Origin of the sequence: Shewanella glacialimarina (genome assembly GCF_020511155.1) — a bacterium.
In the GTDB taxonomy this organism is placed as follows: Bacteria; Pseudomonadota; Gammaproteobacteria; order Enterobacterales; family Shewanellaceae; genus Shewanella; species Shewanella glacialimarina.
Genome location: NZ_CP041216.1, coordinates 451,698 through 475,989 on the forward strand (window position 1 = coordinate 451,698; position 24,292 = coordinate 475,989).

Consider the following 24,292-nt stretch of genomic DNA (forward strand, 5'->3'; position numbering starts at 1 on the left):
TCCCTATGACATTGAAAACAAAAATAATCTTGTTTGCTACCCTACTGTTTGTGTCTAACCTAGGGATTGCCCTGGGCGGTTTACATGCATTATCAGACTCTAGTCACAGTGATAATATTGCCCGTATTAATCAATTAATGAAAAGCACTGCCAATATTGTGGCTCAATTTGAGCAATTTCAACTATCAGGTGAACTCAGCGAAACGCAAGCTAAGGCATTAGCCATCCAAGTGCTGCGTGAGAACAAATATCACGACTCTGAATATGTTTATGTGGTTGATAATAATATGGACTTTGTTGCCACACCGCATGATCCGCAATTGCATGGAACTAGCTTTAATGACTTTGTTGATGCCAGCGGTAAAAGCATTGGTCAAATGGTACAACAACTCGTGGGCAACCAAACCAGCAAGATTTTGACCTATGAATGGACGTCAGAGCGAGAAGGTGAAGTCGTTGCATTAACCTCTGTTGTGCAACAGTCAGAGGTATGGCATTGGTATGTGGGCACTGGTATCAGCTATGCTGAAGCGGACGCAAGATACTGGTCTGTCGCCAGTGGCTTGTTAACTTTTGCCGTTGTTGTGGCAATTATTTTATCGCTTAGTTTAGCTCGATTTGGCTTTAAGTTACGTCACTCGCTAGGGGCAGAAATTGAGCAAGTACATCAATTTGTGTTAAGCGTATCGCGGGGTAATTTACGCCAGCACCAGGCATTTTCTGCAGCTCAGGGGGACAGTGTGGTTGGTGCAATGAATTATATGCAAGTAGGCTTGCAGGGAGTGGTTAGAGGAATAAAAAGCGTTACCGACACCCTTCATCAGCAGGCCGACGGCTCAGCTAAACGCTCTAATGAGCTAGATCAACTGACGCGTGCAATGCATGATGAAACGCAAATGGTAGCGTCTGCGATTACTGAACTAACCGCATCGTCTGCCAATGTTGTTGAACATGCTAAACAGGCCGCACAGTCGGTTAATGCCGCAGAGCAGCAAGGTATTAATGCCCATAGACTTACCCAAGAATCAGCTAAAACGATTTCGCTATTAGAAAACCAGATTGAAAGCGCGGGTAAAAACATTCAAGTGTTAGACGATGAAGTGAATAACATCGCCAGTGTATTATTAGTGATTCAAGGCATTGCTGAGCAAACCAATTTATTAGCATTAAATGCCGCCATTGAAGCGGCGAGAGCTGGCGAGCAAGGGCGCGGGTTTGCCGTGGTAGCAGATGAGGTTAGGCAGTTAGCACAACGCACTCAAACCAGTACTGAACAGATTAAGCAAATGATTGATAAGCTGCAAAAGGCGACCCAAGACGCCAAGGCTTCTGTGGTAGAAAGTATTGCGACCAGTGAAGAGACAGTCACAAAATCAACACGGGTTACCGACGAGCTTAAAAACATTGCCCAGTCATTATCTGATATTGCCCATATGAGCCAGCAAATATCTCAAGCGGCTACCGAGCAGTTAGCTGCCGGCGAAGACTCTGCCCAGCGTATTGTGGTGATTGCAGACATGGCTTCTAAAACTAATACGGTTTCTGAACAGGCTCATAGTGTCAGTGAAGATGTCAAACAGCTCACCTACAGTTTAGAGGCTGAGATTGAGAAATTCGAAATATAAACAATTATCTATGTGAGAAAAAGGCCGCTGATTAGCGGCCTTTTTATTTGTGTCCATTGTAAAAGTGACTCACAGTAAAGTACTCAATTTATGGTGACTCTTTAGTTGAGTTAATCGACTTGCTTATAACGAATTATTAACATTTAATGGGAGCTGATTTTAATATTCTGATAGGGACGAAACATGAAAAGATTGGCAATAGGTTTGATTGTATTATGTTGTACGCCAAGTTGGGCGGAAACCGCACTAATTCATAATATTCAAGGCTACAGCGTTAATAAAGGCAAATTACAAACATTTTCAGCAGTTAAGTTTACTGACGATAAAATCGAGCGAGTTTATATAGATAAACCTGATTTAGCGCTTGAAAAAGGCGTGACCATTATTGATGGCAAAGGTAAAACATTATTGCCGGGTTTAATTGATGCCCATGGTCATGTGCTGGGTTATGGTCAAAGTCTTCAGCGGGTTGACTTAGTGGCGACCCAAAGTGAACTTGATGCCATTAGCCGTGCACAATCTTTTGTAAATCAAATGCCTTTACAGGGTTGGTTACTCGGCAGAGGCTGGAACCAAGAGCTATGGGACAGTAAAAAATTTCCCACAAAAACTAGCTTGGATAAAGTCTTTGCCGATACTCCAGTCGCATTTGGTCGAGTAGATGGTCATGCATTGTGGGTTAATAGTAAAACTCTCCAGCTCGCCGGTATTACCGCAGCCACTAAATCACCAGAAGGTGGTGAAATTATTCTAGATAGCGAAGGCCAACCTACGGGCGTGTTAATCGATAACGCGATGAACCTGGTATATGAGGTTATTCCTGGCATGACAGCGGTGCAGCTTGAGTCGACTTTAGTCACGGCAATGGAGTCGCTAGCCTCTTACGGGTTAACCAGTGTGCACGATGCCGGTGTGAGTATTGATAATATTAACGCCTATCAAGCATTGGCCAAAGCTAATGCTATGCCTATTCGTATTAACGCCATGCTGTCGGTGGAAGATCCCCAGTATGCTACTTATCTTGCCAAAGGGCCGTTCAAAACCGCTGACGATATGTTCAAAATGGATAGCGTTAAAATATCGGCAGACGGAGCTTTGGGCAGTCGCGGTGCCTCTTTATTGGCAGATTATAGTGATCAACATGGCCATAAAGGCTTAATGCTGTATTCCAATGACAAGTTAGCTGAGTTAATTCTAGAGTCGATGACAGCAGGGTTTCAGGTTAACACCCATGCCATTGGCGATAACGCCAATAAAGTAGTGCTAGATAACTATCAAACCGCGATAGCAAAAACCAAATCGCCCACCTTAAGGCACAGAGTTGAGCACGCACAAATACTAGAGGTGAGTGATATTAATCGTTTTGCCGAATTAGGAGTAATAGCGTCTATTCAAGCAACCCATGCCACTAGTGATAAGAATATGGCTGAAAATCGTTTAGGTAAAGCACGCTTAGTCGGAGCTTATGCATGGCGCAAGTTATTGAATGCTAATGCCCGTATTGCTAACGGCTCTGATTTTCCGGTGGAATCACCTAACCCTTACTTTGGTTTACATGCTTCGGTAACCCGTCAAGACCGAGATAATCAACCTTTAGACGGTTGGCTCTCGGCAGAAAAGCTTACCCGTATAGAAGCGCTTGATAGTTTCACATTATCGGCTGCTTACGCTGGTCATCAAGAAACCATAATAGGCTCAATTGAAGTGGGTAAAAAAGCTGATTTCATTTTAGTCAGTGATGACTACTTTGCGGTTAAGCCTGAAGATATTTGGCGCAGTAAAGTGATAAGTACCTGGGTTAATGGCCGTTTAGTGTATCAAAATAGTCAATTTGATATGTGATGCACAAGTTCAAATAGCCGTCATAATTACCAATAAAAAAGCCTCATAAAGAGGCTTTTATTGGTGTTTATAATGCATTGAGTTGAGATATCACTCAGCTAAGCGTTTTTCTAGCTCAGTGACTTGGGCTTGTAAAGCTTCTAACTTTTCACGGGTTTTTAATAGCACATGTTGTTGTACTTCAAATTCTTCGCGCGACACCACATCTAATTTCATCAGTTGGTTCTGTAACACCTGTTTACTGCGCTCTTCAAACTCTGCTGCAAATTGCTTAACACCGCTGGGTAAGTTTTCGCTGAGCTGTTTGGCCACTTCTTCTATTTTCTTTGGATTAATCATGATTTGCCTTCCTACGCCAATATTGCAGCCATTGTAGCTTAGGCAGATGCTAGCAGCAAAATATGACGTCAAAATTGTTAACTCTACCAAGTTACCATCTGCTATGATCCGCCTTCGTGTTTAATAGTGGGAAAGTTATTTAATGAAACTCAATCCAGGACAGAATGAAGCAGTACATTATGTCTCAGGCCCTTGTCTGGTCTTAGCGGGCGCTGGCAGTGGTAAAACGCGAGTTATCATTAATAAAATAGCTTACCTAGTCGAAAAGTGTGGCTATAAGGCGCGTAATATCGCTGCGGTAACCTTTACCAATAAAGCCGCTCGTGAGATGAAAGAACGTGTGGCTCAGTCTATGGGCCGTAAAGAAGCGCGTGGATTATGGATTTCCACTTTCCACACTTTAGGGCTAGAAATCATTAAGCGTGAACACAAAGTGTTAGGCTTAAAAGCGGGCTTTTCACTATTTGATGATCAAGACACATTTGCACTATTAAAAGAGCTAACCCAAGACGAGTTAGATGAAGATAAAGATTTAATTAAATCTCTGGCGTCAGCCATTTCTAATTGGAAGGGTGGGTTGGTTATTCCACAGCAAGCGCGCAAGCTAGCTAAAGATGAGCAAGGGCAGTTATTTGCCATGTTGTATCAGCGCTATGCGCAGCACATGAAAGCGTATAATGCATTAGACTTTGATGATTTAATTCTTATTCCTACATTATTACTGCGTATGAATGAAGAAGTGCGCACCCGTTGGCAAACTCGCATTCAATACTTGCTGGTGGATGAGTATCAAGACACCAATACCAGCCAATATGAGTTAGTAAAGTTGTTGGTGGGAGAGCGTTCAAGATTTACCGTTGTGGGCGATGACGATCAATCTATTTACTCATGGCGCGGGGCTAAACCGCAAAATTTAGTCCTATTAGGCACTGATTTCCCTAGGCTTAAATTGATTAAACTGGAACAAAACTACCGCTCTAGCCAGCGTATTTTACGTGCGGCTAATATCTTGATTGCTAATAACCCCCATGTTTATGAAAAGGCTCTATTCAGTGAATTAGCCTATGGCGAACCATTGAGGGTATTGATTGCAGCGAACGAAGAACAAGAAGCTGAGCGAGTGATTGCGGAAATTATTCGGCATAAGTTTGTTGGCCGTACCCAATTTGGCCAATACGCCATTTTATACCGTGGCAACCATCAATCGCGCTTACTTGAGCGGGCGTTGATGACCAACCGTATTCCTTACAAGCTCAGTGGTGGTACGTCGTTTTTTTCCCGCGCTGAAATTAAAGACATTATGGCTTACCTGCGTTTAGTGGTTAATCCCGATGATGATAATGCATTTCTGCGGGTAGTGAATTTACCTAAGCGTGGTATTGGTCCAGCAACCTTAGAACGCTTAGGCAACTTTGCCAATCAAAAACATATTTCAATGTTTGAAGCTATTTTTGATGCGGGCTTAAACCATGAACTGGCACCAGCTGCGATAAAATCTTTATATCAGTTTGGCCAGTTTATTGTTGATACCGCAGAGATAGCCAAGCGGGGCGAATCTGTCGATGCGATTAAAAAGTTAATCCGCAGTATTAACTATGAAGATTACCTGTACGAGACCAGTACAAGCGCCAAAGCAGCTGAAATGCGGATGAAGAATATTTCAGAGCTTTATCGCTGGGTGACCGAAATGCTTGAGGGTGATGAGTTAGATGAGCCGATGACTTTACCCGAAGTGGTAACGCGACTCACTTTACGCGACATGATGGAGCGTAATAGTGAAGATGAAGGCGGCGATCAAGTACAGTTAATGACATTGCATGCTTCAAAAGGATTGGAGTTCCCATTTGTGTTTATGGTGGGCGTAGAAGAGCGTATTTTACCTCACCAATCTAGCATTGATGAAGATAATGTTGATGAAGAGCGGCGCTTAGCTTATGTTGGTATTACGCGGGCGCAGCGTGAGCTGTGGTTTGTTATTTGTCGCGAACGTCGTCAGTTTGGTGAGACTATGCGCTGTGAGCCCAGTCGTTTTTTGATGGAACTGCCACAGGATGATTTAATCTGGGAAAATCGCAAACCACAACAAACAGAACAGCAAAGAGTAGAGTCGGGTAAAAGCAACATTGCCAATCTAAGGGATATGTTTAAAAAGTAATACGCCTGGGTGAGGTTTAAAAGGTGATGTTTAAAGTGTGTGCTGCCTGAGTTAAAGGGCGAAGGCGATTGTTAAATGAGTAAGCAAGGCTAAAATTAATCAGTGTGCGAGCTTTAACGCTCGTCCTTGACCTATACGGTAGCCCAATTCTAAAAATTGTTGGCGTTGTTGTAAGGTATCAACACCTGTAGCCACAATCTTTAAATCTAATGCATCAGCCGATAAGCGGTACGCCTTAACTAATTTCAATTGGTTTTCATTGAGTAAATGTTTGCTGATTTCGTTATCTAACATCAAAGTTGATATCGGCAAAAAGCTCAAGCTACTGAGTGAGCTATAACCCGTCCCAAAGTGATCAACGCCAATATTTCCCCCAAGTTGCTTAATAATATCAAATGCGTTGAGATGATTTTCAGTGTCTTTAACGAGGGACTTTTCATTGAAAAAAAGCGTTAATTTAGATAAATCTATTTCGCTACTTTTGACAGTTTTTTTCAAATTTCGCAGCGCGTATTTGTGCTTTACATGCTGGCTTGAAATAGGCATATATAGTTGTATGTCTTTACCAAATTGTTGCTTCAGTTGAGGATAATCTTGGTTTAATCGTTTGAAGATATAATCATCCAGGACGAGTTCGAGTTGTGAGCTATTGGCAAGCTGCAGTAATTTAGCATGGTCCCATTTTCCATGTTTATCATGGTGCCAGTGTGTTTTGGGCTCAATCGCCAGCACGGTTGTTTGATCAATGTCGTATATTGGATGGTAATCTATTTTAATTTGTTGTTGATTGATAGCCTGCTTTAACTGTTGGTCTAAATCATATTGCTGTTCAGACTGATAGCTTAGTTTACTGTCGAAAATGATATAGCAGCCTTTACCATTTGATTTAGCTTTATACATGGCTTTGTCAGCATCACGTAATATGGACTCGCTGGTTTCTAATTGTCTGGTGTTGCTGAACGCAATCCCGATACTGGCTCCCGAAACAAAGTCTTGATTGGCTAACAAATATGGCTGACTGATTTGATGCAAAATCCGTTCACTTACCTCTACCGCATCTTGAGTACCATGAATGGTATCAAGTAATACCACGAACTCATCTCCACCCATTCTGGCTAAGGTATCATTTTCACGAATACAATTGTTTAATCGCTTTGCGGTTTCAATTAAAAACCGATCACCTTCAAGATGACCAAAAGTATCATTTATTACTTTAAAGCGGTCTAAATCGATGAACAGTAACGCAAACTGATCTAATCCATGGCGCCTAACATGTTTCAATGCTTGTGATAATCGCTCCATAAGATAATTGCGGTTAGGCAGACCGGTTAAATTATCATGCTGGGCATCGTGAACAAGCTGCGCTTCAATTTTACGGCGCTGATTAACTTCTTCCTGTAGATTGATATTCATTTGTGCCAGGGCTTGGGTTCGCGTAGTCACTTTTTCTTCGAGCAATTCATGGCTGCGCTTTAATGAATCAACCGCATCTTTGCGTTCAATCGCATTAGCAATATGTTGTGAAACGAAAGTCAGCAGTTCAAGATCTCTGATTTGATAATTTTGTTTTGTATCTAAACTGTAAATGGTTAGCGCACCGACAACTTCGCCCTTAATCACTAATGGTATGCCTATCCATTGATGCATCATTTCAGTTCTATTCAGTGCCGGTGATTGGGCATAAATGTCACCATGCTTAATCAAGGTTTTAATATCATCACCACTGAGTAGCCTTGGCTGCTTGTGTTGCAAAATATATTCGGTTAAACCATCTTGCATTGGGCGGCTGGCTGGATGTTCACTGTCCATTTCCGATACATAAAATGGAAATGACAAAGTATTATTTTTATCAATGAAAGAGATAAAACAATTTTGTGCGGGTAAAAGTTGGCTAATAATTTGATGAATACGATTATAAAAATCATGCTCAGCAACATTGGAAGCAGATAAGTCAGCTATTTCGAATAATGACTTTTGTAAGTTTTCTGCTTTTACTCGCTCTTTTACTTCTGATTTAAGGCTGTTATACGCTTGGCTTAATTCTCTAGTACGCTCTTGAATCGCTAATTCAAGTTGCTCGTTATGTCGCAGACGCTCCATCACACCAGAAATATGATGACTAATAAAGCCCATTAATTCGAGTTCAAGTTCACCGTAATTAATTTGGTCATTGTAACTTTGAACAACCAGTACGCCACTAACCATATCTTGGCTTTTAATGGGCACGCCAAGCCATTGGTGGCATGGCGAACCTAAGCCTTCAATTTCACCTTGGGCAATAAGTTGATCAAAACCTGCGCCGTCACACAGTAAAGGTTGACCTTTTCGAAGCACATAGCCCGTTATGCCGCGCTTTAAAATTGCAGAGATTTCTTCATCAGGGAATAACTCAGTTGGATGTGGGTCTTTTTCATCGGCAAAAAAAGGTAAACTCATCATGCCTGTTTTAGGATTTTGGGATGCTATGAAAAAGTTGTCAGCAGGAATTAAGCGTTGTAAATGTTGATGAACTCCAATATAGAAATCATCTAAAGATGCCGCTTTAGTTGCAATATTAGAGATGCCTAATAAAGCATTTTGAATGATTTCCGCCCGTTTATATTTAGCGGCCAAACGCTTTAAGCGCATGACACGGCGTTGAAGTGATTCAACGTCATTGGTTAGCTTTGGATAATTAACTTCCTTATCTATCATTAGCAGTTGCTTTATCCCATTAAATATAAAAAGAAATCAGTTACTTCAACACATATAATTAGCATAGTTTGATACGTGATCCAAGTAATATTCTGCTGCGTATAATGATGACAATTACGGCAGATTAGTCAAAAGTTAATCAGTCAGTTAAAAAAAGTAAATCAGGGCTAGACGTAGAGGCAATTTATCCTTAGTATATGCGTCGCTAACCAAGGAGAGCGCCCATAGCTCAGCTGGATAGAGCGTACCCCTCCGGAGGGTAAGGCCGAAGGTTCGAATCCTTCTGGGCGCACCATCCGGTAGTATGTTTTGTCGGATTTGGTTAGTAAGATTGAAAGTCAGTGGTGATTGTAGCTCAGTTGGTAGAGTCCCGGATTGTGATTCCGGTTGTCGTGGGTTCGAACCCCATCAGTCACCCCATTCAATTTATTGTTTTATGTATATTTCGGTGATTAGCGCAGCCCGGTAGCGCATCTCGTTTGGGACGAGAGGGTCAGAGGTTCGAATCCTCTATCACCGACCAAATTACCGCTTTCTTATAGCGAATTTAGCCTCAAAGTTAAATAAATATCAGACTTGTTTTCAAGTAAAAATCTCGGTGATTAGCGCAGCCCGGTAGCGCATCTCGTTTGGGACGAGAGGGTCAGAGGTTCGAATCCTCTATCACCGACCACATAAAGCAAAAAGCCACTCTTATGAGTGGCTTTTTGCTATCTGAAATAAAATCTCTTCAATAAGATTAAATGATTAACCTACTTTAACTGATTGTGATTTAACTGATTGTGATTTAACCGGCAGTTGCTTAACTGATAGTTGCTTAACTGAGTGTGACGACTGTAAAAATGCCAGCGATTAAGCTGGCATAGTTATCATTGATTAATGACCGATTAGTCTTCTACGCGTACGCCCCACACATCGTGCTCGTCGGCATGAATAATTTGCACCCAAATTTGATCGCCAGGCTGCACATCAAACTCGTCGGTTAAATACACTTTACCGTCAATTTCTGGTGCGTCCATGTATGAGCGGCCAATAGCGCCTTCGGTGTTCACTTCGTCAATTAAGATTAAATACTCTTGACCAATACGCGCTTGCAGCTTGTCGGCACTGATTTGTGCTTGTAATGCCATAAAACGTTGTAATCTGTCTTCCATTACTTCATCAGGCACATGGTCTGGTAAGTCGTTGGCTTTAGCACCTTTTACTGGCGAGTATTTAAAACAACCTACGCGATCAAGTTGTGCTTCTTCTAAAAAGTCTAATAATTCTTCAAACTCTTCTTCGGTTTCACCTGGAAAACCAACAATAAAAGTTGAACGAATCACTAATTCTGGGCAAATCTCGCGCCATTTAGCAATGCGTTCTAACACTTTGTCTGAGCTGCCTGGGCGTTTCATCAATTTAAGGATGCGTTTATTGGCATGCTGAAACGGAATGTCCAAATACGGTAAAATGCTGCCTTGCGCCATTAATGGAATAATGTCATCCACATGCGGATAAGGGTAAACATAGTGTAAACGCACCCAAACACCTTGTTTGGCTAATTCTTCACAAAGCTGCTGCATATGGGTTTTGATTGGCATGCCGTCCCAAAATGCCGTTTTATGTTTTACATCGACACCATAGGCTGAGGTGTCTTGTGAAATAATCAATAATTCTTTAACGCCAGCTTTGACTAAACGCTGCGCTTCACCTAACACATCACCAATGGGACGAGAGTCTAAATCACCGCGCATTGAAGGGATAATACAGAAAGTACAACGGTGGTTACAACCCTCTGATATTTTTAAATAGGCGTAATGTTTAGGGGTCAGTTTAATACCATGATCTGGCACTAAATCGATTAATGGATTGTGTTTTGGTTTTTCAACATGCTGATGAACCTGTTTAAGTACTTCGTCATACGCATGTGGGCCGGTTACGCCTAGTACGTTAGGGTGTAGCTCAATAATTTCATCTTTCTTAACCCCTAAGCAACCTGTTACCAGTACTTTACCATTAGCTGCTAATGCTTCGCCGATAGTGTCTAAAGATTCTTGTACCGCACTGTCAATAAAGCCACAGGTATTAACGATAACCATGTCAGCATCGGCATAAGTAGAGACTACGTCATAGCCTTCTGTACGTAGCTGGGTAAGAATACGTTCTGAATCGACAAGGTTTTTTGGACAGCCAAGACTGACAAAACCAATTTTAGCCGCGCTAGCTTGTATTGGGCTATTTAGGCTTAATGCTGATTTTGCTTGTTCCTCTATGACCTTCTTGGGTGTCGCTAGGGTAGTGGTTTGTTTAGGGTCATAGTGATTAACAGTCATAGTGCCTCTATAAATAGGTATAAAAAAACGAGTAGATAACAGCCAAAATTGGAGTGGCGGAATTATACAGCAGTCTTTTTGCTATTACAGCTAATGAAAGCAACGCGGGGAAGTTTTTATTGTGTGGCAATAGAGGTTCGATTGAACCTCTATGTGAGTGAGTGTGCTAAAACCATCTTATTGTTAACTAAATAGCCTCGTTTAAGACTTGTTGGCGTTTTTGTTTTGACTGCACTTTAGATTGGCGTCGCTGCCAATATAAATAAAATCCGGTGAAGGCTAAAAATACTGGCATCAAGCCTAAAAAACACCAAATGATACGTGTGATTAAGCCACCAAAATAACCAAAGTGTAATTTACGAAAACTGTCGATAAACACCATTAAAAAACCTGCTTGGCGAATATCTTGCTTTGTCAGTAATTTACCGCTCATTTTATCAAAACTGACCACGCTGCTGTATTCGCTATTCAGTGGGTTTGTGGTGTCGACTTGTCCGTAAAAATCGATATTCCGCCCAGGTTCGTGCGGCATGGCAAGGTAGCCTGTTTGGAAGCTATCTATTTCTTTAGATGACTGTTGACGTAGTTGCTCAAAGGAAATATCTAAGTTGTATAAAGGTTTGGTAATATACACATGCTCGCCGTCACGGTGTTCTGTGACTTCATGAATAATGCCGCTGATATTCCAATAAGCCCCAGTAAAAGCCAATATAATCAGTACTGGTGAGCTAATGATGCCAATCATTTTATGGATGTCGCTGTACAAAATACGCTTTACTGTACCTAAGCGCAGGGTGAATAATTTTGCCCAAAATCGACGGTAAATAATCATACCGCTGATCCCTAAAAATAACATGATGAGTGCCGCAATAAAGGCTACTGAAGCCCCTTTTACATGGAGTAAAAATGAGTAATGTAGTTCGAGTAGCCAGTCGGTGATGTAGTGATCCATAGGTTGAGGTTGTGACAAAATCTGCCCTGTATATTGATTAATATAGACTTTATTCCAATCTTCTGTACCGCGTTTAATCAGGTATGCAGCATCTGAACGTGACTTATCATCAAATAACTCCCATCCGCCTAACTCATAATCAGGATTAGCCCCTAGTGTAGTTTGCATTAAGGTGTCTAAATTAACTCTTGGCGTTGTGGGCTGTGCATCGACAAGCATGTGCTCGGGTCTCAGTAGACTATCTATTTCCACCTTGAAAACCAGTATGCTGCCGGTTATCGACATAATTAAGATAGGCAACATGGCAATTAGTGCACCATAGGAGTGCCATTTAAAGAGGGTTTTTCTCATGCTTACCTCTGTGTAGGTTGTCTGTGCTTTAGATTCGGTTTGACACTTATCATGACAAAGTAATAGCGCAGAATTTTCTACGCTATTGTTTGTGTATGGTTTGATTCGTGACTACAAACGCCAGCTCATTGTGGCGCTGTAATTAGCCGGTGCACCGTAAAATCCCTGTGCCCAATAAAGACTGGTAAGGTATTTTTCATCGGTAACATTGTTGGCATTAACAGTGAGGTCAAGGCTGTCGGTAAAGTGATATTTAGCCATTAAATCAACAATGGCATAGGCTTTTTGATGAGTCGTGATCTCTTGTCCTGCATTAATGACGTCAGCACCAACCACGCCTTGTGAGCGCTGTATATCATCTTGCCAACGCATATTAAGCCCAAATGTGAGCCCTTCAATTAAGGCTAAGTCATAGGTGGCGGCAAATTTAAATAACTTACTTGGAGTGTAAGCTGCAACTTGGTCATTACCTTTAATATCAAAGTCGGTATAACCAATACTTGCGTTTAATCCAGGGTAAATTTCGCCTGCAATATCCAGTTCAAAACCATTACTGCTAATGCCATCTGAGCCGATATAGCGACGTTCTGTCGGAGGTAGCTGACTTGTACGAGGGTCTACCATAGCAAGATTGGTTTGTTGAATATCAAAATAGGCTAAGGTGGTAATCAGATTGCCATTGAATAGCTCACTTTTAAGACCCACCTCTTGGCTTTCGCCGGTTACTGGGGCTAATGTGTTGTCATTAATATCTAATTCACGCTGTGCGGTGAATGTTTCGGTATAGCTGGCGTAGGCCAATAATTCAGGAATGAAGCGATAGGTCATGCCAAGGTAAGGAATAAATTGCGCATCTTCTACATCTTGAACATTACCGTATGATTCACCCGCGGCCTGCCAGTCGTTATAGCGGCCTCCAGCAATGACATAAAAATCTTCAAACAGATTAAACCGACCGGTAAAGTAAGCTGCTTTTTGGGTTGCGCTGACATCGCTGCCACGCAGATCGTCTTTAAAGGTGGGCTTTGGGGTGTTACCGTCCCAGGTATTTAAATCTGGCATTGCAGGGAAGCCATTTCCCGTGCTGTAGTCGTATAGTGAGGTGTCTGTGTAGTCCATTTGGGCATAATTGATGCCTGTAACAATTTGATGCTCTCTACCAAATAGCGTGACATCACCATTGATATAGATATCTGCTAGGTTATGATTTTCGTCTAAATCATATTCACTACCATAACCAGTTAACCCAAGTTCGGTTGTTTTGTTTGGTGTTCCAAAGACATAAAATAGCTCGGTATCTTCATCGGTAACTTTGTGCGAATAAGTTGCGCGTAAACGCCAGTTATCAGAAAAGTAATGGCTTAATTCAACTACAGTATTTTGCTTTTCAACTTGCCAGTTAGACCAATTGGCTGAAGTGTTGGTTGAACGGTCATAGTTTGTTGGACTGCCATCAGTGTAATACAGCGGTAATGCGCCCCAGTTGTTACCTTTAGCGTCATTATCAATATAGCTGTGGCTGATAGACAGGCTGGTATCATCGGTAAATTTGGCGTCAATAAAGGCATAAAGCACCGTTTTATCAGTTTTATAGCGGTCTAAGTAGGAGTCCTTAGTTTGTTTGACTGCAACCACTCTGGCGGTAACAGTATCATTTAATTGAGCAGTGCCATCCACTTCTAAACGTAGGTTGTCCCAGCTGCCATAACTGGCTAGCATATTAAGTTGGTTATCATCTGTTGGGCGTTTACGAATAAAGTTAACCGTTGCAGATGGATTACCCACGCCTGTCATTAAGCCGTTTGCGCCACGTATGACTTCAACGCGATCGTATATCGCGGTGTCTTCGTCGGCATGGTTATTACCTGAGGTAAGCGGCAAGCCAACACCGTCGATTTGAAAATTAGTGACATCAAAGCCACGAGCCGTGTAATAGGTGCGGTCGGTTTCAATGCGTTCTACGTTAATGCCTGTTGCACTATCGAGCGCAGAGTTAATGTCATTTAATTGAAAATCGCGCAGTTGTGCATCTGTTATCACCGATACTGATTGCGGTATGTCGCTGATGGCTAAATCAAGGCGTGATGCTCCGCTGGCTGAATGGGCATTGTAGCCTTGAATATATCTTCCCTTAACCTCAATCGTTTCAACACTCGGGTCAAGTTGATCTACCGCTTCATTTTGGGTCTCATTTGGGGTTTCAGCATGCAGTTGACTGATAGGAGTCAGTGCGAGAAGTATGGCATATGACAGTGTTAATCGTTTCATTTTTTGATCATCTTTATAGCGAGCGAAGAAAACGCGGTTAATGCGCAGAGGTAATTTTCAGGCATAGTTTATATAAATAACACACGAATCTAAATAGAAATGATTACCATTTACACTTATGGTGGATTGTAAAGAAATACCGAAGAGCGTTTGTTATTAGAAACCCGGAAATTGCATGATTCAGAGTAGAATCCTGTAAAAATAATGAGAGTTTTTTGGGATTATTGAGCAGTTTAAAAAACATTTTCATGCTGAAAGCTTTTCTGTACGACATTGTTTTTGGTGGGTTTTATCTAGGTTGTATTATATTTATTCTGCTCTTAATAATGGAGGGTAAGCGTAGGTAATTGAATTTATGATGAGTAAATATAATATTGTTAACTGATTTTGAATATTTAACGCATTTTTTCGCCGCTATCATTCAAGCCTAAGAGTCTCAAAAACGTATTTCCTTGAGATCGGTTTTCCGGGCACATCCCTTAAAATAAACAGCGCCAAACCGAAAGGCAGGGCGCTGTTTAGGGTGTTAATAGAGCAGCCGATTAACCTTATTAGGTAATAAGTTTAGCTGCTGCAGCCATCAGAATTTCTAGAGTTGATATAGCGAACATCTTTCGCAGTGTCATAATCAATAGGATCGAGTGTTCCATGCTTTTTGATGAATTGATAAAGCATATCGGCATCAACAAAGCCTGTGTCTCTCGCCTTTTCCTTCAACTTTGGATATTTGTTACCGCCCGCAGCATTATAGCTAGGGAGGGTAAATCGATAGTTATTCTCTGGCTTGAAGGGCTTGTCACCAATAGCACTGATATCAACATCCTTAGCTTTACAGTCAACGGTCATCTTGATGCCGCTGAAGTGAGCAAAGCCTCCAGAGCCTTGAGTCATAAGCGCAACCTTAGACAAATACTTTTTCAATTCGGCACCATTCATCTCTGTCACAGTGACACTGTTAGAAAAAGGCAGCACCTCAAGCACATCACGATAACGAATAGGCCCTTTCTTTATGGTGGTACGAATACCGCCGGAGTTCATGATGCCAAAATCTGCTGGCACAGAGAGCAGAGTCTGAGCATGGGCTATCATAATCCCTAGAGGTGTCGCTTGGTAACGAACAACCTTTCGATCTCCAATGAAATCCGCCTTCGCAACACCAATCTCCTCTCGCAGTTTTACCTGACCATTGCGCTGATATGGACGCAGTAACTCGAGGGTTTCCGGATCTTTGGGGGTTAGCATAGAAGAATGCTGCATGAAACCATACTTGGTTTCAGTGTTCACTGGAACGAGCTCGTAGCTAGCCAGATGAAGCTCGCCACCATAGTATTCAAAGTCAGCACGGCCAATAAATTTACCCCACTCGTAGGCTTGCATGATCCAAGTGCCATTTTGACGATCAGGCTTACAAGGCTCATCTCGAGCATATTTCTTTACGTACTCACCCGTGTCCCCTTCCATACAGACAGGCAACTGTGAGTGACCGCCAATGATGGCTTGAATCTGCCCAGGTTCAAGACTGCGAGCCAGAGCTACATCACCCGGAGCATTACTGCCATGTCTACCATTTTCATAGTGACCCATGTGGGTGAGACCAAAGACCAGATCTGGTTGATGCTGCTCTTTAAGCTCTGCCAAAACCGCTTTTGCCTCAGCTTGAGCTGAAGTGAATTTTAGATTTTCAACATACTCTGGATTACCTATCTCTGCTGTCTGCTCGGTAGTTAAACCAACAACGGCTAACTTTAAGCCCTGAACTTCGAATAGCTTGTAGGGCTCAAAGTAGCGTTGCCATTCACCATCGACTTGGCGATAGATGTTGGCCGATAACCAAGGGAATTTTGACCAGCTCCTCTGCTTATCCATCACTGTTGATGGATTATCAAACTCATGGTTACCGACGGCCATAGCATCATAACCAAGATGGTTCATGCCGATAAAATCTGGCTCAGCGTCTTGAAGATCAGACTCAGGAACGCCAGTATTGATGTCGCCACCGGAGAGCAGCAAAACCTGGCCTCCTTGTTCAATCACCTCTTTGCGGATCTGATCAAGAATGGTTTTGCGTGCTGCCATACCATACCCACCGTTTTCACTATGCCAAAAACGGCCATGGTGGTCATTGGTATGCAGCAGGGTGAAGCGCTTGCAGTCATCGCCTGCAGCAATACAGGCGACAGATGCCGTCACCTTAGGCGCTTTAGGAGCCTCTTCTAGCTTTTTCTTACCGCAGCCACTCAATGTCAACGCAAGTGCGATTGCTGAGCAGGTAAGAAGTAGGCTAGAAGGACGGAGTGAAGTATTCATAATAATCCTTCAATATTAAACAGATACACATTGCCACTAGCTTTATCATCGTGAGAGAAATGCGCCAAGATGAGATATAAGGCAACGGCAGTACAGTTAAAAAAAAGCAGCAGCCAGAACGATACCGGTGCTGCTTTATTGGCTTAACTGATGATTAGCCTTGGCGGCGACGCAACCACATTAGCGGCAGCAGCAGAGTCATAAAACCACCTAAACTACCCGCACCCTCTGGCTTAGTCCAACCTGTATCTTCGGTGTTTATTACCTCAATACTAACAGACTTACTGAAGCTTTCTTCGTCAACAGTTGCCGTAAGCTCGAACACAAGAACTTGATCGATATTGACGCTAGGAGATGTGACATCCAGTGTCAGACCTGCAGCAGTAAACACTGCCGTGTCTCCAGATACCTGCTTCCAGCTGTAGTGAGTCCCTTCTGGCGCATCCGTAACTGTCGCTGTGATAGTCGTTTTATCACCTTCGGTCACTTTAGTTGTTCCAGCAAACTCTACATTCAGAGCCAATGGCAGGTTAATTACGCTCAGGCTAACAGCTTTGGTTGTTTCCAAAGTACCGTCGCTGATGGTCAAGGTGAAGTTCAATGTCTCATCGGCTTTAACCATTGGTGCAGTTAGAGATAAGATAGCCTCACTGCCAACAACAGTCTTCTCTTCACCAACAATCTGTTCCCACTGGTAAGTAAGGACAACACCTTCGCCAGCTTTGATTGCAGAGGCGTCTATGGTGTAAGCAGCGCCTTCATTGACACTATCAGGAGTAACGATATCGCCTTCGACTTCCAAAACAGGGTTTGGATCGTCACCACAGACTGCACCATACACTTCTTTTACTAACTCAGGACGGTCAATGAAAGGGTTACGGTTACCTTGGTATTTGTATACCTGGTTGTTACGATTCTGCTCGTAGGTATCAATAGCATCTAACTGGTTCCATGCATACAGAGTACAAAGTGTACCGATCAGCGGAGCGCTATCCTCGTCTGCAGTTGTTAAACGATCGACTGCGACTAGATCTGGCATTTGAGTCGTAGCAGTATCCGTGCCTTGATAACGAGTATCCATGTACATGAGCATTCGCGCGACGTCGCCTTTCACCTCATCACGAGGCTCCCAGCAGTCTGTCGTTTTGTCTAGATAGTTACCCGTACCTACACCGTTGAATAGTACCTCTTCGCCTGTATCCTTACATGCACCAAAGTCATTGTTGCTTCGTGCAGAGTTAATACCAGGATCTGATGGACGTAGGTGATGGGCATCGGTATAACCCCATTGAGACTCGCTTGGGAAGCCATGACTCTTAGCCCAAACGTGCTCACGGTTCCATTTACCCACACCGCTACCACTACCCAGATTGTCGTACTTTGATATAGAGCTACCTGTGTAGATCTCAATAACATTTTTATCGTTGGCAGGATCTTGATCTGCGTAGGTCAGCGTGCTCCAAACCTGCTTGTAGGTCAGATACTTGTGATCTTTTGCTATGATGGCCGACAATGCATTCTTAAGCTCTTCTGCAGAGGAAAAATTACCACTTAGTACATCTGAGTAATAGATCTCAGCATTGAACGTCGTAGGATCGGCAACCGGAGTCAGCGTCTCGCAACCGGTGCAAGGACCTGTTTCAGGCTCTGGTACTGGAGGTGTTACTGAACCATCGCAGGCACTTTCACCAGCACAACCTAGGCCATCAGCGGTATCAACATCGAATACTGCCCACTGGTTGTTGGCACCAGGGAAATCGGCTTCGGCCACAGTATCACCAGCAGTGACGCTGGCTTTACGGCGCAGTGTCTTATTCGCAGTAGAGAAATTGGCGTCGTTTGGATCAGTCCAAGCAGACCCCGGGTCTTCGCCTCGCTTACCAAAGCGATCGATAATCACATCGTCTTTAGTCAGAGCGAGGGCATCATCACCGTTGAAGAATGTGACGGTAGAAGCGTTGCCCACTTTGAATGCATCTGCGGCACCAGAATTATGGAATACCAGACTTTTTCCTGGCGCTAAGGTGCCTGTTAAAGTCTCTGTATTACCAGGATCCGTACTACCATTACCAAACAGAGTTAGCTTGTAAACATTAGCATCCAGATCGATGGCGGTGCCACCTACGTTTGAAATCTCAATCGCTTTGTTGTTGCTGCTGCCTTCGATGTATTCGGTTAGCAACAGTAAACCAGGAGTCGCTTCAGAGCTACAAGCGCCTTCACCTGAGCAGCCAAGGCCATCAGAAGTGTCTGTATCAAACACTACCCACTGATTGACAGTACCAGGGAAATCAGCTTCGGCCACTGTATCACCGGCGGTAACACTGGCTTTTCGACGCAGTGTCTTATTCGCGGTGGAGAAATTTGCGTCGTTTGGATCAGTCCAAGCAGACCCCGGGTCTTCGCCACGCTTACCGAAGCGATCGATAACCGCATCGTCTTTGGTTAATACTAGGGCATCATCACCGTTGAAGAATGTTACGGTAGAAGCGTTGCCCACTTTAAACGCATCAGCAGCACCAGAATTGTGGAAAACTAGGCTCTTTCCTGGCTGCAGAGTGCCAGTCAGCGTTTCAGTGTTACCAGGTGTTGATGCGTCAGCGCCATTGCCAAATAGAGTCAGCTTATAAACGTTAGCATCCAGATCGATAGCACTGCTACCTAGATTGGATATTTCAATAGCTTTATTGTTGCTGCTGCCTTCAATGTACTCAGTAATCAGTAAGTCAGCACTCGCCGCAGAAGAAAAAGCGCCCAGAACTATGGCAGTCGCGGTGGCAACTGCACTCATTTTAATTCTCATAATGTTATCTCTTTTGAATCTTTGATGGGAAGCGCACTGCCCGAAAGCAGGCGCTTCATTATCTAGTTGATCGCTTATTTGCGCAGACGACGGCGAATCGCTGCCAATCCGAACAAGGATAACAAGCTGATAAAGCCGGTGCTACCAGCTTTACCATTACCACCAGTGTTATCGGTTTCTTCTTCGACAATGTCAGCAATCAAGGCGTCGCGGCTAGATACCTTCGCTAGGAATGTTTGCTGAGACCCTTCTACAAGTTGGCCATTACGCATTAACTTTACAGTCACGTTGTAGATAGCTGATGGCGCACCGAAGACCTCAAAATTCACCAAAGCTGTTGCGTCATTAGAAAGGACCACATTAGGCAGCAGCAGTTGGGTCAAATCTAAACGCAGTTCATCATCATAAGGACTCATACTGATAGTTGCGATATCGCCCACTTGAGCAGAAATATCAGTAGGGATCTGGTAAGGGACCTTGATCAGCTTATTCAGTTTTGTCAGGTTCAGAGGCACGTCAGCATCCGCATCACCAGGCTTATAGCTAAGGTTAATGAGTGCAGGGTCGTGATCCGACGCGCGATACATGTCGGCTTTGTAAAACTTATGTGCGCCAGTACCGTCGATACTACCTTTAAAGCTGTTTTGGTAGTCATACAAACCAGTCTCTGCAGCATTAACATGCCAGTCAGTGGCATCAATCACGCGATCTTTCAGAGAAGGCGAGATCAAGATGTGATCAAGCGATCCTAATTCGTCACTGAAAGAATAACTCCAAGGCGTTTTGCCCTTCTCTTTGAACTTTTCACCGACGATATCGATGTAGCCGTAGGTCTTAGTGATAGTGACTGGAGAGCCATCTTCGTTAAACTGAGGCTTAGGCCCAAGGAAAGTGTGGCTAGCAGTGACGATCGTCTTATTACGTGGGTTCTCGGTAAGAACCAGTACAGGATCTTCTTTACCATAGGCGTTCAAATCACCAAGGATGATCTTGTCCCCACGCACATCTTCCATCTCTTCACCTAAGTGTACGGCACCGGCTACGCGGAACTCGGCACAAGCCCCTTGGTAGTCCAGATCGGGTGCTTCACGGTTGTTCCACGTCGTGGCATTGCCAAACTCAACATCTTGCCATTCTTCCCAACAACTAGAGCCTTTTGACTTAAGGTGATTTACAGCTAGCGTCAAGCGCTTGCCTGTTTGGTTAATGATAAAGGTTACCACCAAGGCATCGCGGTGGTAGTTTTGACCGTCCTCTAAGATCTCTTGGTTTTGATCTTTGATCACCTCACCTAAATCGTTGACGATAGTAGGCGCTTTCTGCTGAGGCATTGGGATAACGCGAGTGCGCTCAATGCTCATCTTGCTTGGGCGATAGATGATACCTGTTGCAATGGCGTCAGAACCAATGGCGTCTAAGTTATCAAGCATTTGATTACCGTTGTTGTCAAAACCAACAAACACATAACGGTTCTCTGTAGAGTTAGGGCCATTGTAATCCTGGGCGCGCTCATCCACATACTTGATATTGACCTGGTTCACAATCTCAGCAATAGCACTGTCATCGCCAAAACCGTTGTTTTCAATCTCCATCAGGGCCATTACATCAGCATCCTGAGCACGAATAATTTCTACCAGCTTGGTTCTCTGGTGAATGTATTCATCGTAGGTATCAGCGCCTCGGCTCTGACCAAAGTTGTTATTGTCGCCACCGAAAGGAGAGTTAAAGAAGTTAAACAGGTTCTGACTGGCAACGCGGATGGCAAACTCATCTTCTGCCACAGTGTCATTCAGATCAGGCTTATTAGTACGCGGTAGGTTGTGAATAAAGTTATCACTCGCCAACTGATTGGTTATGGTCAGGCTGTAGTCCTGGTCATACTTATCAGTGCCAGGGATCAGCTCGGTTTCATATTGACTGATCACACCCTGCGCATTAACGAGACTATCGTCGATGCGAATATAGTTAGTGTGTGGGTCACTGTTAAAGCCTGCGTAATAAGGCAACTCGGTGCCGTTGGATTTAGGCGAACTTTCAATCACTAAACGATAGTCATTGTTCTGCTCATAAGCCGCTTTAGACTCTGGGCTTCCAGCAACATGCAAGTGGTTAGGCTGTAAATTAGGACGCTTATAAGCCGCCACCATGTTGTTACGACCGTTAGGCGTTGATAGGTAGTTGTAGCTGAAGCTGCGAGCAATACGCATATCTTGGTCGCCATCAGTCTGAGGATCCAGATCTGTAGGCAAGTTAACCAACATACCTTCATAACGTTCTAGGGTCTTATCGAAAGAGCCGTTATCAGCGCTAATAACCTCAATATCTGTAGGCAACGTTAGAATGTTAGTATCAGTCACGTTCCAGCTAAATGCCGTATCAGCTGACAGTTGCGTCTGGCCTTGGTATTCAGCTACTTTACTGCCGACACAAACAGTCTGACCTACTTTTAGATCACCAGCAGCGCTAGAGCTAACAAAGATACCATCGGAAGTCTCAGAGTCGTTGTCAGAAACAAGATTGCGAAGATAGAAGCCTTCGTTAGGGATAGAAACCTTAACTGAGATGACCCCCTCTACGGCAACTTTTTCATCTGATTCAGTCTTACCTTCAGCAATTAAAGGCGAGGTAAAGCCTGTCCCCTGAACTTCGCTAGGAGACATGATTTCACTCTTATCCGTTGGACAAGTGAAAATATCCATGATGTCGGTAGCATCAGCAGCGGGCAGCTCTGATTTACCTAAATCATCAAATCTCATTGGTAAGATGTTCTGCCACTTCGTCGCATCGAAGGTGCTTGATTGAGCGGGAGTGTTGCCATCAGCGGCTTGCTTACGACGTAAAGTGGTATTCGGTGCCCATTTGCTACCATCATTCACTGCTCCAACACGATCAATAACGGTATCACCATTTTTCAGGAAAAAGCCGTCATTGCTGGTCATGAACAGGTTGTTATACCTATTGCTGCTGTCATATGTAGAGACAATAACTGTGCCACCTTGAGTCGCAATAGCATTACGAAACTCTTCAGTAGATCGACTATTAACAATAACCATAGACGCGCCGGAGGCAAGAGTCTGACCACTCAACAGCGGCTTAGCATCAGCGTTGAGTAACTCGTTGTCATACTTACCGTCAGAGCGTTGGAAAGCTGTAATATCATCAGTAAAAGTGAAGGCATCAGAGCCTGTATTAGTGATCTCAACCGCGCCCACATTGGCATCGGCACTTTGGGTCATTTCGGTGATCAGCAAATCTTCAACGCCAGCGAAGGCGCCCATGCTGATGGTGCTGGCAATGGCCAGCGATAGGAAACTTTTTTTCATAGTAAACTCTATAAAAGTTGAATTCAATTCGGACTAGAAGTACATACGCGCGTAAGCGTAGGCTGCTTCAGGGGCTTCGCCAACTCGGCCTTCTAGGGACAGCACGATGTCGCGGGCAGGACGATAGTTGAAACCTAAACTGGCCCACTGTCGCTCTTTTCCGTACTCAGGTGGCAGTTCGGAGTAGTCGTAGTTAGGACCAATAAGATCCCAGCCCTCGTACTCTTCGTGGTTTACCGAGCTGATGATTTCCCAGTGCTGGTTCAGGTCGTACTTCGCACTTACCGTTACTCCCTGATTACGGAAGGTCTGATAATCTAGGTATACGTCACCGCTCTTACGTGTTGATAAGTCTTCATCTTCTACAAAACCATTCAAACCAATAGATAAATCTGGCATCAGTTTCAGGCGTGCACCGAAACCTATCTGTTGCTGCTCACCATATTTACTGATCCCGTTAGAGCCGCCGCGCGTTTCTAGGCCAACCACAATAGATAGCAGATCAGACATCCACCCCATGTATCCGTTAATGATGTCACCTTGTAGCGCACCACTCTTGTGTTCACCATCGTATGAGTAAGAAGTACCGAAAATTAGATTTTCAAATTCAGCTTGATACTTAACTGTGTTCTCTTGGTCACCCGCTTCACCGGTTTCAACGGACTTGTTGAAGGTAAAATCACCGAAGTGGTCGTAATCGTCGAATGCTGTATCGGTCAAGCCGAGCTCGATCCACTGTTGTTCGGTAAAGGCATAGCCTACGTATAACTTGTCGATGGCCAATTCAAACTCACCGTCTCCGCCTAGCCAGTTACGGCGTTGGTAATCGAGCTCAAGACGATAGGTAAATTGTTGACGTTGCCCCGTTACGCCCATGGTGGCGAAGCTATCATCTACATAGCCCTTGGTATCATAGAACTCATTGTGGTTGTAATCTGCGTGAGTATCAAAATGCCCACCGACACCCACTTCGCCATATAAGCGAACATTGTCGCCTTGACTGTCACCTTCTAGCATTACAGCGCTTACTGAACCTGCACTAAACATAGTGACAATAGCGATTGCAATTATTGATTTGTTTAACATTGCTGTTACTTCCGATTAGTAATTTGTCAGCCTATATTTGAAGGCTAAACTCAAAATTAAAAATATTTATTTATTAATTCGTAAACTGCTAACGGCTCAGAGAGGTGGAGCATTCGATGGTGAAATCACCAATATCTTTGTTACATATTTCATATATCAACCCCGTTTTTATAATGTTTTCGCTAATTTTTATTAACGTGAGGTGCGATTGTTACAGAGTTTCACAACAAAA

The 24,292-nt window shown here is 43.5% G+C and carries 12 protein-coding genes, 4 tRNA genes and 1 pseudogene; 8 read left to right on the plus strand and 9 right to left on the minus strand.

Annotation, left to right across the window (positions count from 1 at the left end):
- Nucleotides 1–5 precede the first annotated feature (5 nt).
- Entirely contained in the window at nucleotides 6–1,625 is a 1,620-nt protein-coding gene (locus FJ709_RS01875; protein WP_226412919.1) for a methyl-accepting chemotaxis protein, read from the plus strand.
- 183 nt (nucleotides 1,626–1,808) lie between these two features.
- Nucleotides 1,809–3,467 carry an amidohydrolase gene (locus tag FJ709_RS01880; protein WP_226412921.1) on the plus strand — a complete coding sequence of 553 codons (1,659 nt, stop codon included), beginning with the start codon at nucleotides 1,809–1,811 and terminating at the stop codon, nucleotides 3,465–3,467.
- A gap of 90 nt (nucleotides 3,468–3,557) precedes the next feature.
- Here the strand turns inward: FJ709_RS01880 and ubiK are convergent, their stop codons facing one another.
- Nucleotides 3,558–3,806, minus strand: coding sequence for a ubiquinone biosynthesis accessory factor UbiK (gene ubiK / locus FJ709_RS01885; protein ID WP_226412923.1), 249 nt, complete (start codon nucleotides 3,804–3,806; stop codon nucleotides 3,558–3,560).
- Between the two features lie 142 nt (nucleotides 3,807–3,948).
- Between ubiK and rep the strand changes: the two genes are divergently transcribed.
- Complete coding sequence (rep, locus tag FJ709_RS01890; RefSeq protein ID WP_226412925.1) at nucleotides 3,949–5,961, plus strand: DNA helicase Rep; 2,013 nt, start codon at nucleotides 3,949–3,951, stop codon at nucleotides 5,959–5,961.
- Nucleotides 5,962–6,060: 99 nt separating this feature from the next.
- Here rep and FJ709_RS01895 read toward each other — a convergent pair whose 3' ends face one another.
- Nucleotides 6,061–8,655, minus strand: a complete 2,595-nt coding sequence (locus FJ709_RS01895) for a bifunctional diguanylate cyclase/phosphodiesterase (RefSeq protein ID WP_226412927.1) — start codon at nucleotides 8,653–8,655, stop codon at nucleotides 6,061–6,063.
- A 218-nt stretch (nucleotides 8,656–8,873) separates the two neighbouring features.
- Here FJ709_RS01895 and FJ709_RS01900 point away from each other — a divergent pair.
- The 5 genes and pseudogenes from FJ709_RS01900 to FJ709_RS19645 form a co-directional block, all read left to right on the plus strand.
- A tRNA-Arg gene (locus FJ709_RS01900) sits at nucleotides 8,874–8,950 on the plus strand.
- A 49-nt stretch (nucleotides 8,951–8,999) separates the two neighbouring features.
- Nucleotides 9,000–9,075, plus strand: a tRNA-His gene (locus tag FJ709_RS01905).
- 26 nt (nucleotides 9,076–9,101) lie between these two features.
- Nucleotides 9,102–9,178: transfer RNA gene (locus tag FJ709_RS01910), tRNA-Pro, on the plus strand.
- A gap of 73 nt (nucleotides 9,179–9,251) precedes the next feature.
- Nucleotides 9,252–9,328 (plus strand) — tRNA-Pro (locus FJ709_RS01915).
- 93 nt (nucleotides 9,329–9,421) lie between these two features.
- Nucleotides 9,422–9,511: pseudogene (locus tag FJ709_RS19645) on the plus strand (pentapeptide repeat-containing protein); the annotation flags it as partial.
- A gap of 31 nt (nucleotides 9,512–9,542) precedes the next feature.
- Here the strand turns inward: FJ709_RS19645 and rimO are convergent.
- The 7 genes from rimO to FJ709_RS01955 all read right to left on the minus strand — a co-directional run bounded on the left by rimO (nucleotide 9,543) and on the right by FJ709_RS01955 (nucleotide 24,060).
- A complete protein-coding gene (gene rimO, locus FJ709_RS01925; protein ID WP_226412929.1) occupies nucleotides 9,543–10,970 on the minus strand; it encodes a 30S ribosomal protein S12 methylthiotransferase RimO in 1,428 nt (475 codons plus the stop codon).
- A 187-nt stretch (nucleotides 10,971–11,157) separates the two neighbouring features.
- Entirely contained in the window at nucleotides 11,158–12,273 is a 1,116-nt protein-coding gene (locus FJ709_RS01930) for a PepSY-associated TM helix domain-containing protein (protein ID WP_226412931.1), read from the minus strand.
- A gap of 111 nt (nucleotides 12,274–12,384) precedes the next feature.
- Nucleotides 12,385–14,541, minus strand: a complete 2,157-nt coding sequence (locus FJ709_RS01935) for a TonB-dependent siderophore receptor (protein ID WP_226412933.1) — start codon at nucleotides 14,539–14,541, stop codon at nucleotides 12,385–12,387.
- A gap of 564 nt (nucleotides 14,542–15,105) precedes the next feature.
- Entirely contained in the window at nucleotides 15,106–16,848 is a 1,743-nt protein-coding gene (gene ushA, locus FJ709_RS01940; protein ID WP_226412935.1) for a bifunctional UDP-sugar hydrolase/5'-nucleotidase UshA, read from the minus strand.
- A gap of 154 nt (nucleotides 16,849–17,002) precedes the next feature.
- The gene (locus FJ709_RS01945) at nucleotides 17,003–19,651 is read right to left on the minus strand and encodes an endonuclease (RefSeq protein ID WP_226412936.1); all 2,649 of its coding nucleotides are present in this window, start codon (nucleotides 19,649–19,651) and stop codon (nucleotides 17,003–17,005) included.
- Nucleotides 19,652–19,725: 74 nt separating this feature from the next.
- Nucleotides 19,726–22,974, minus strand: a complete 3,249-nt coding sequence (locus FJ709_RS01950; RefSeq protein ID WP_226412937.1) for an ExeM/NucH family extracellular endonuclease — start codon at nucleotides 22,972–22,974, stop codon at nucleotides 19,726–19,728.
- A gap of 33 nt (nucleotides 22,975–23,007) precedes the next feature.
- A complete protein-coding gene (locus FJ709_RS01955; protein WP_226412938.1) occupies nucleotides 23,008–24,060 on the minus strand; it encodes a porin in 1,053 nt (350 codons plus the stop codon).
- Nucleotides 24,061–24,292: the final 232 nt, after the last annotated feature.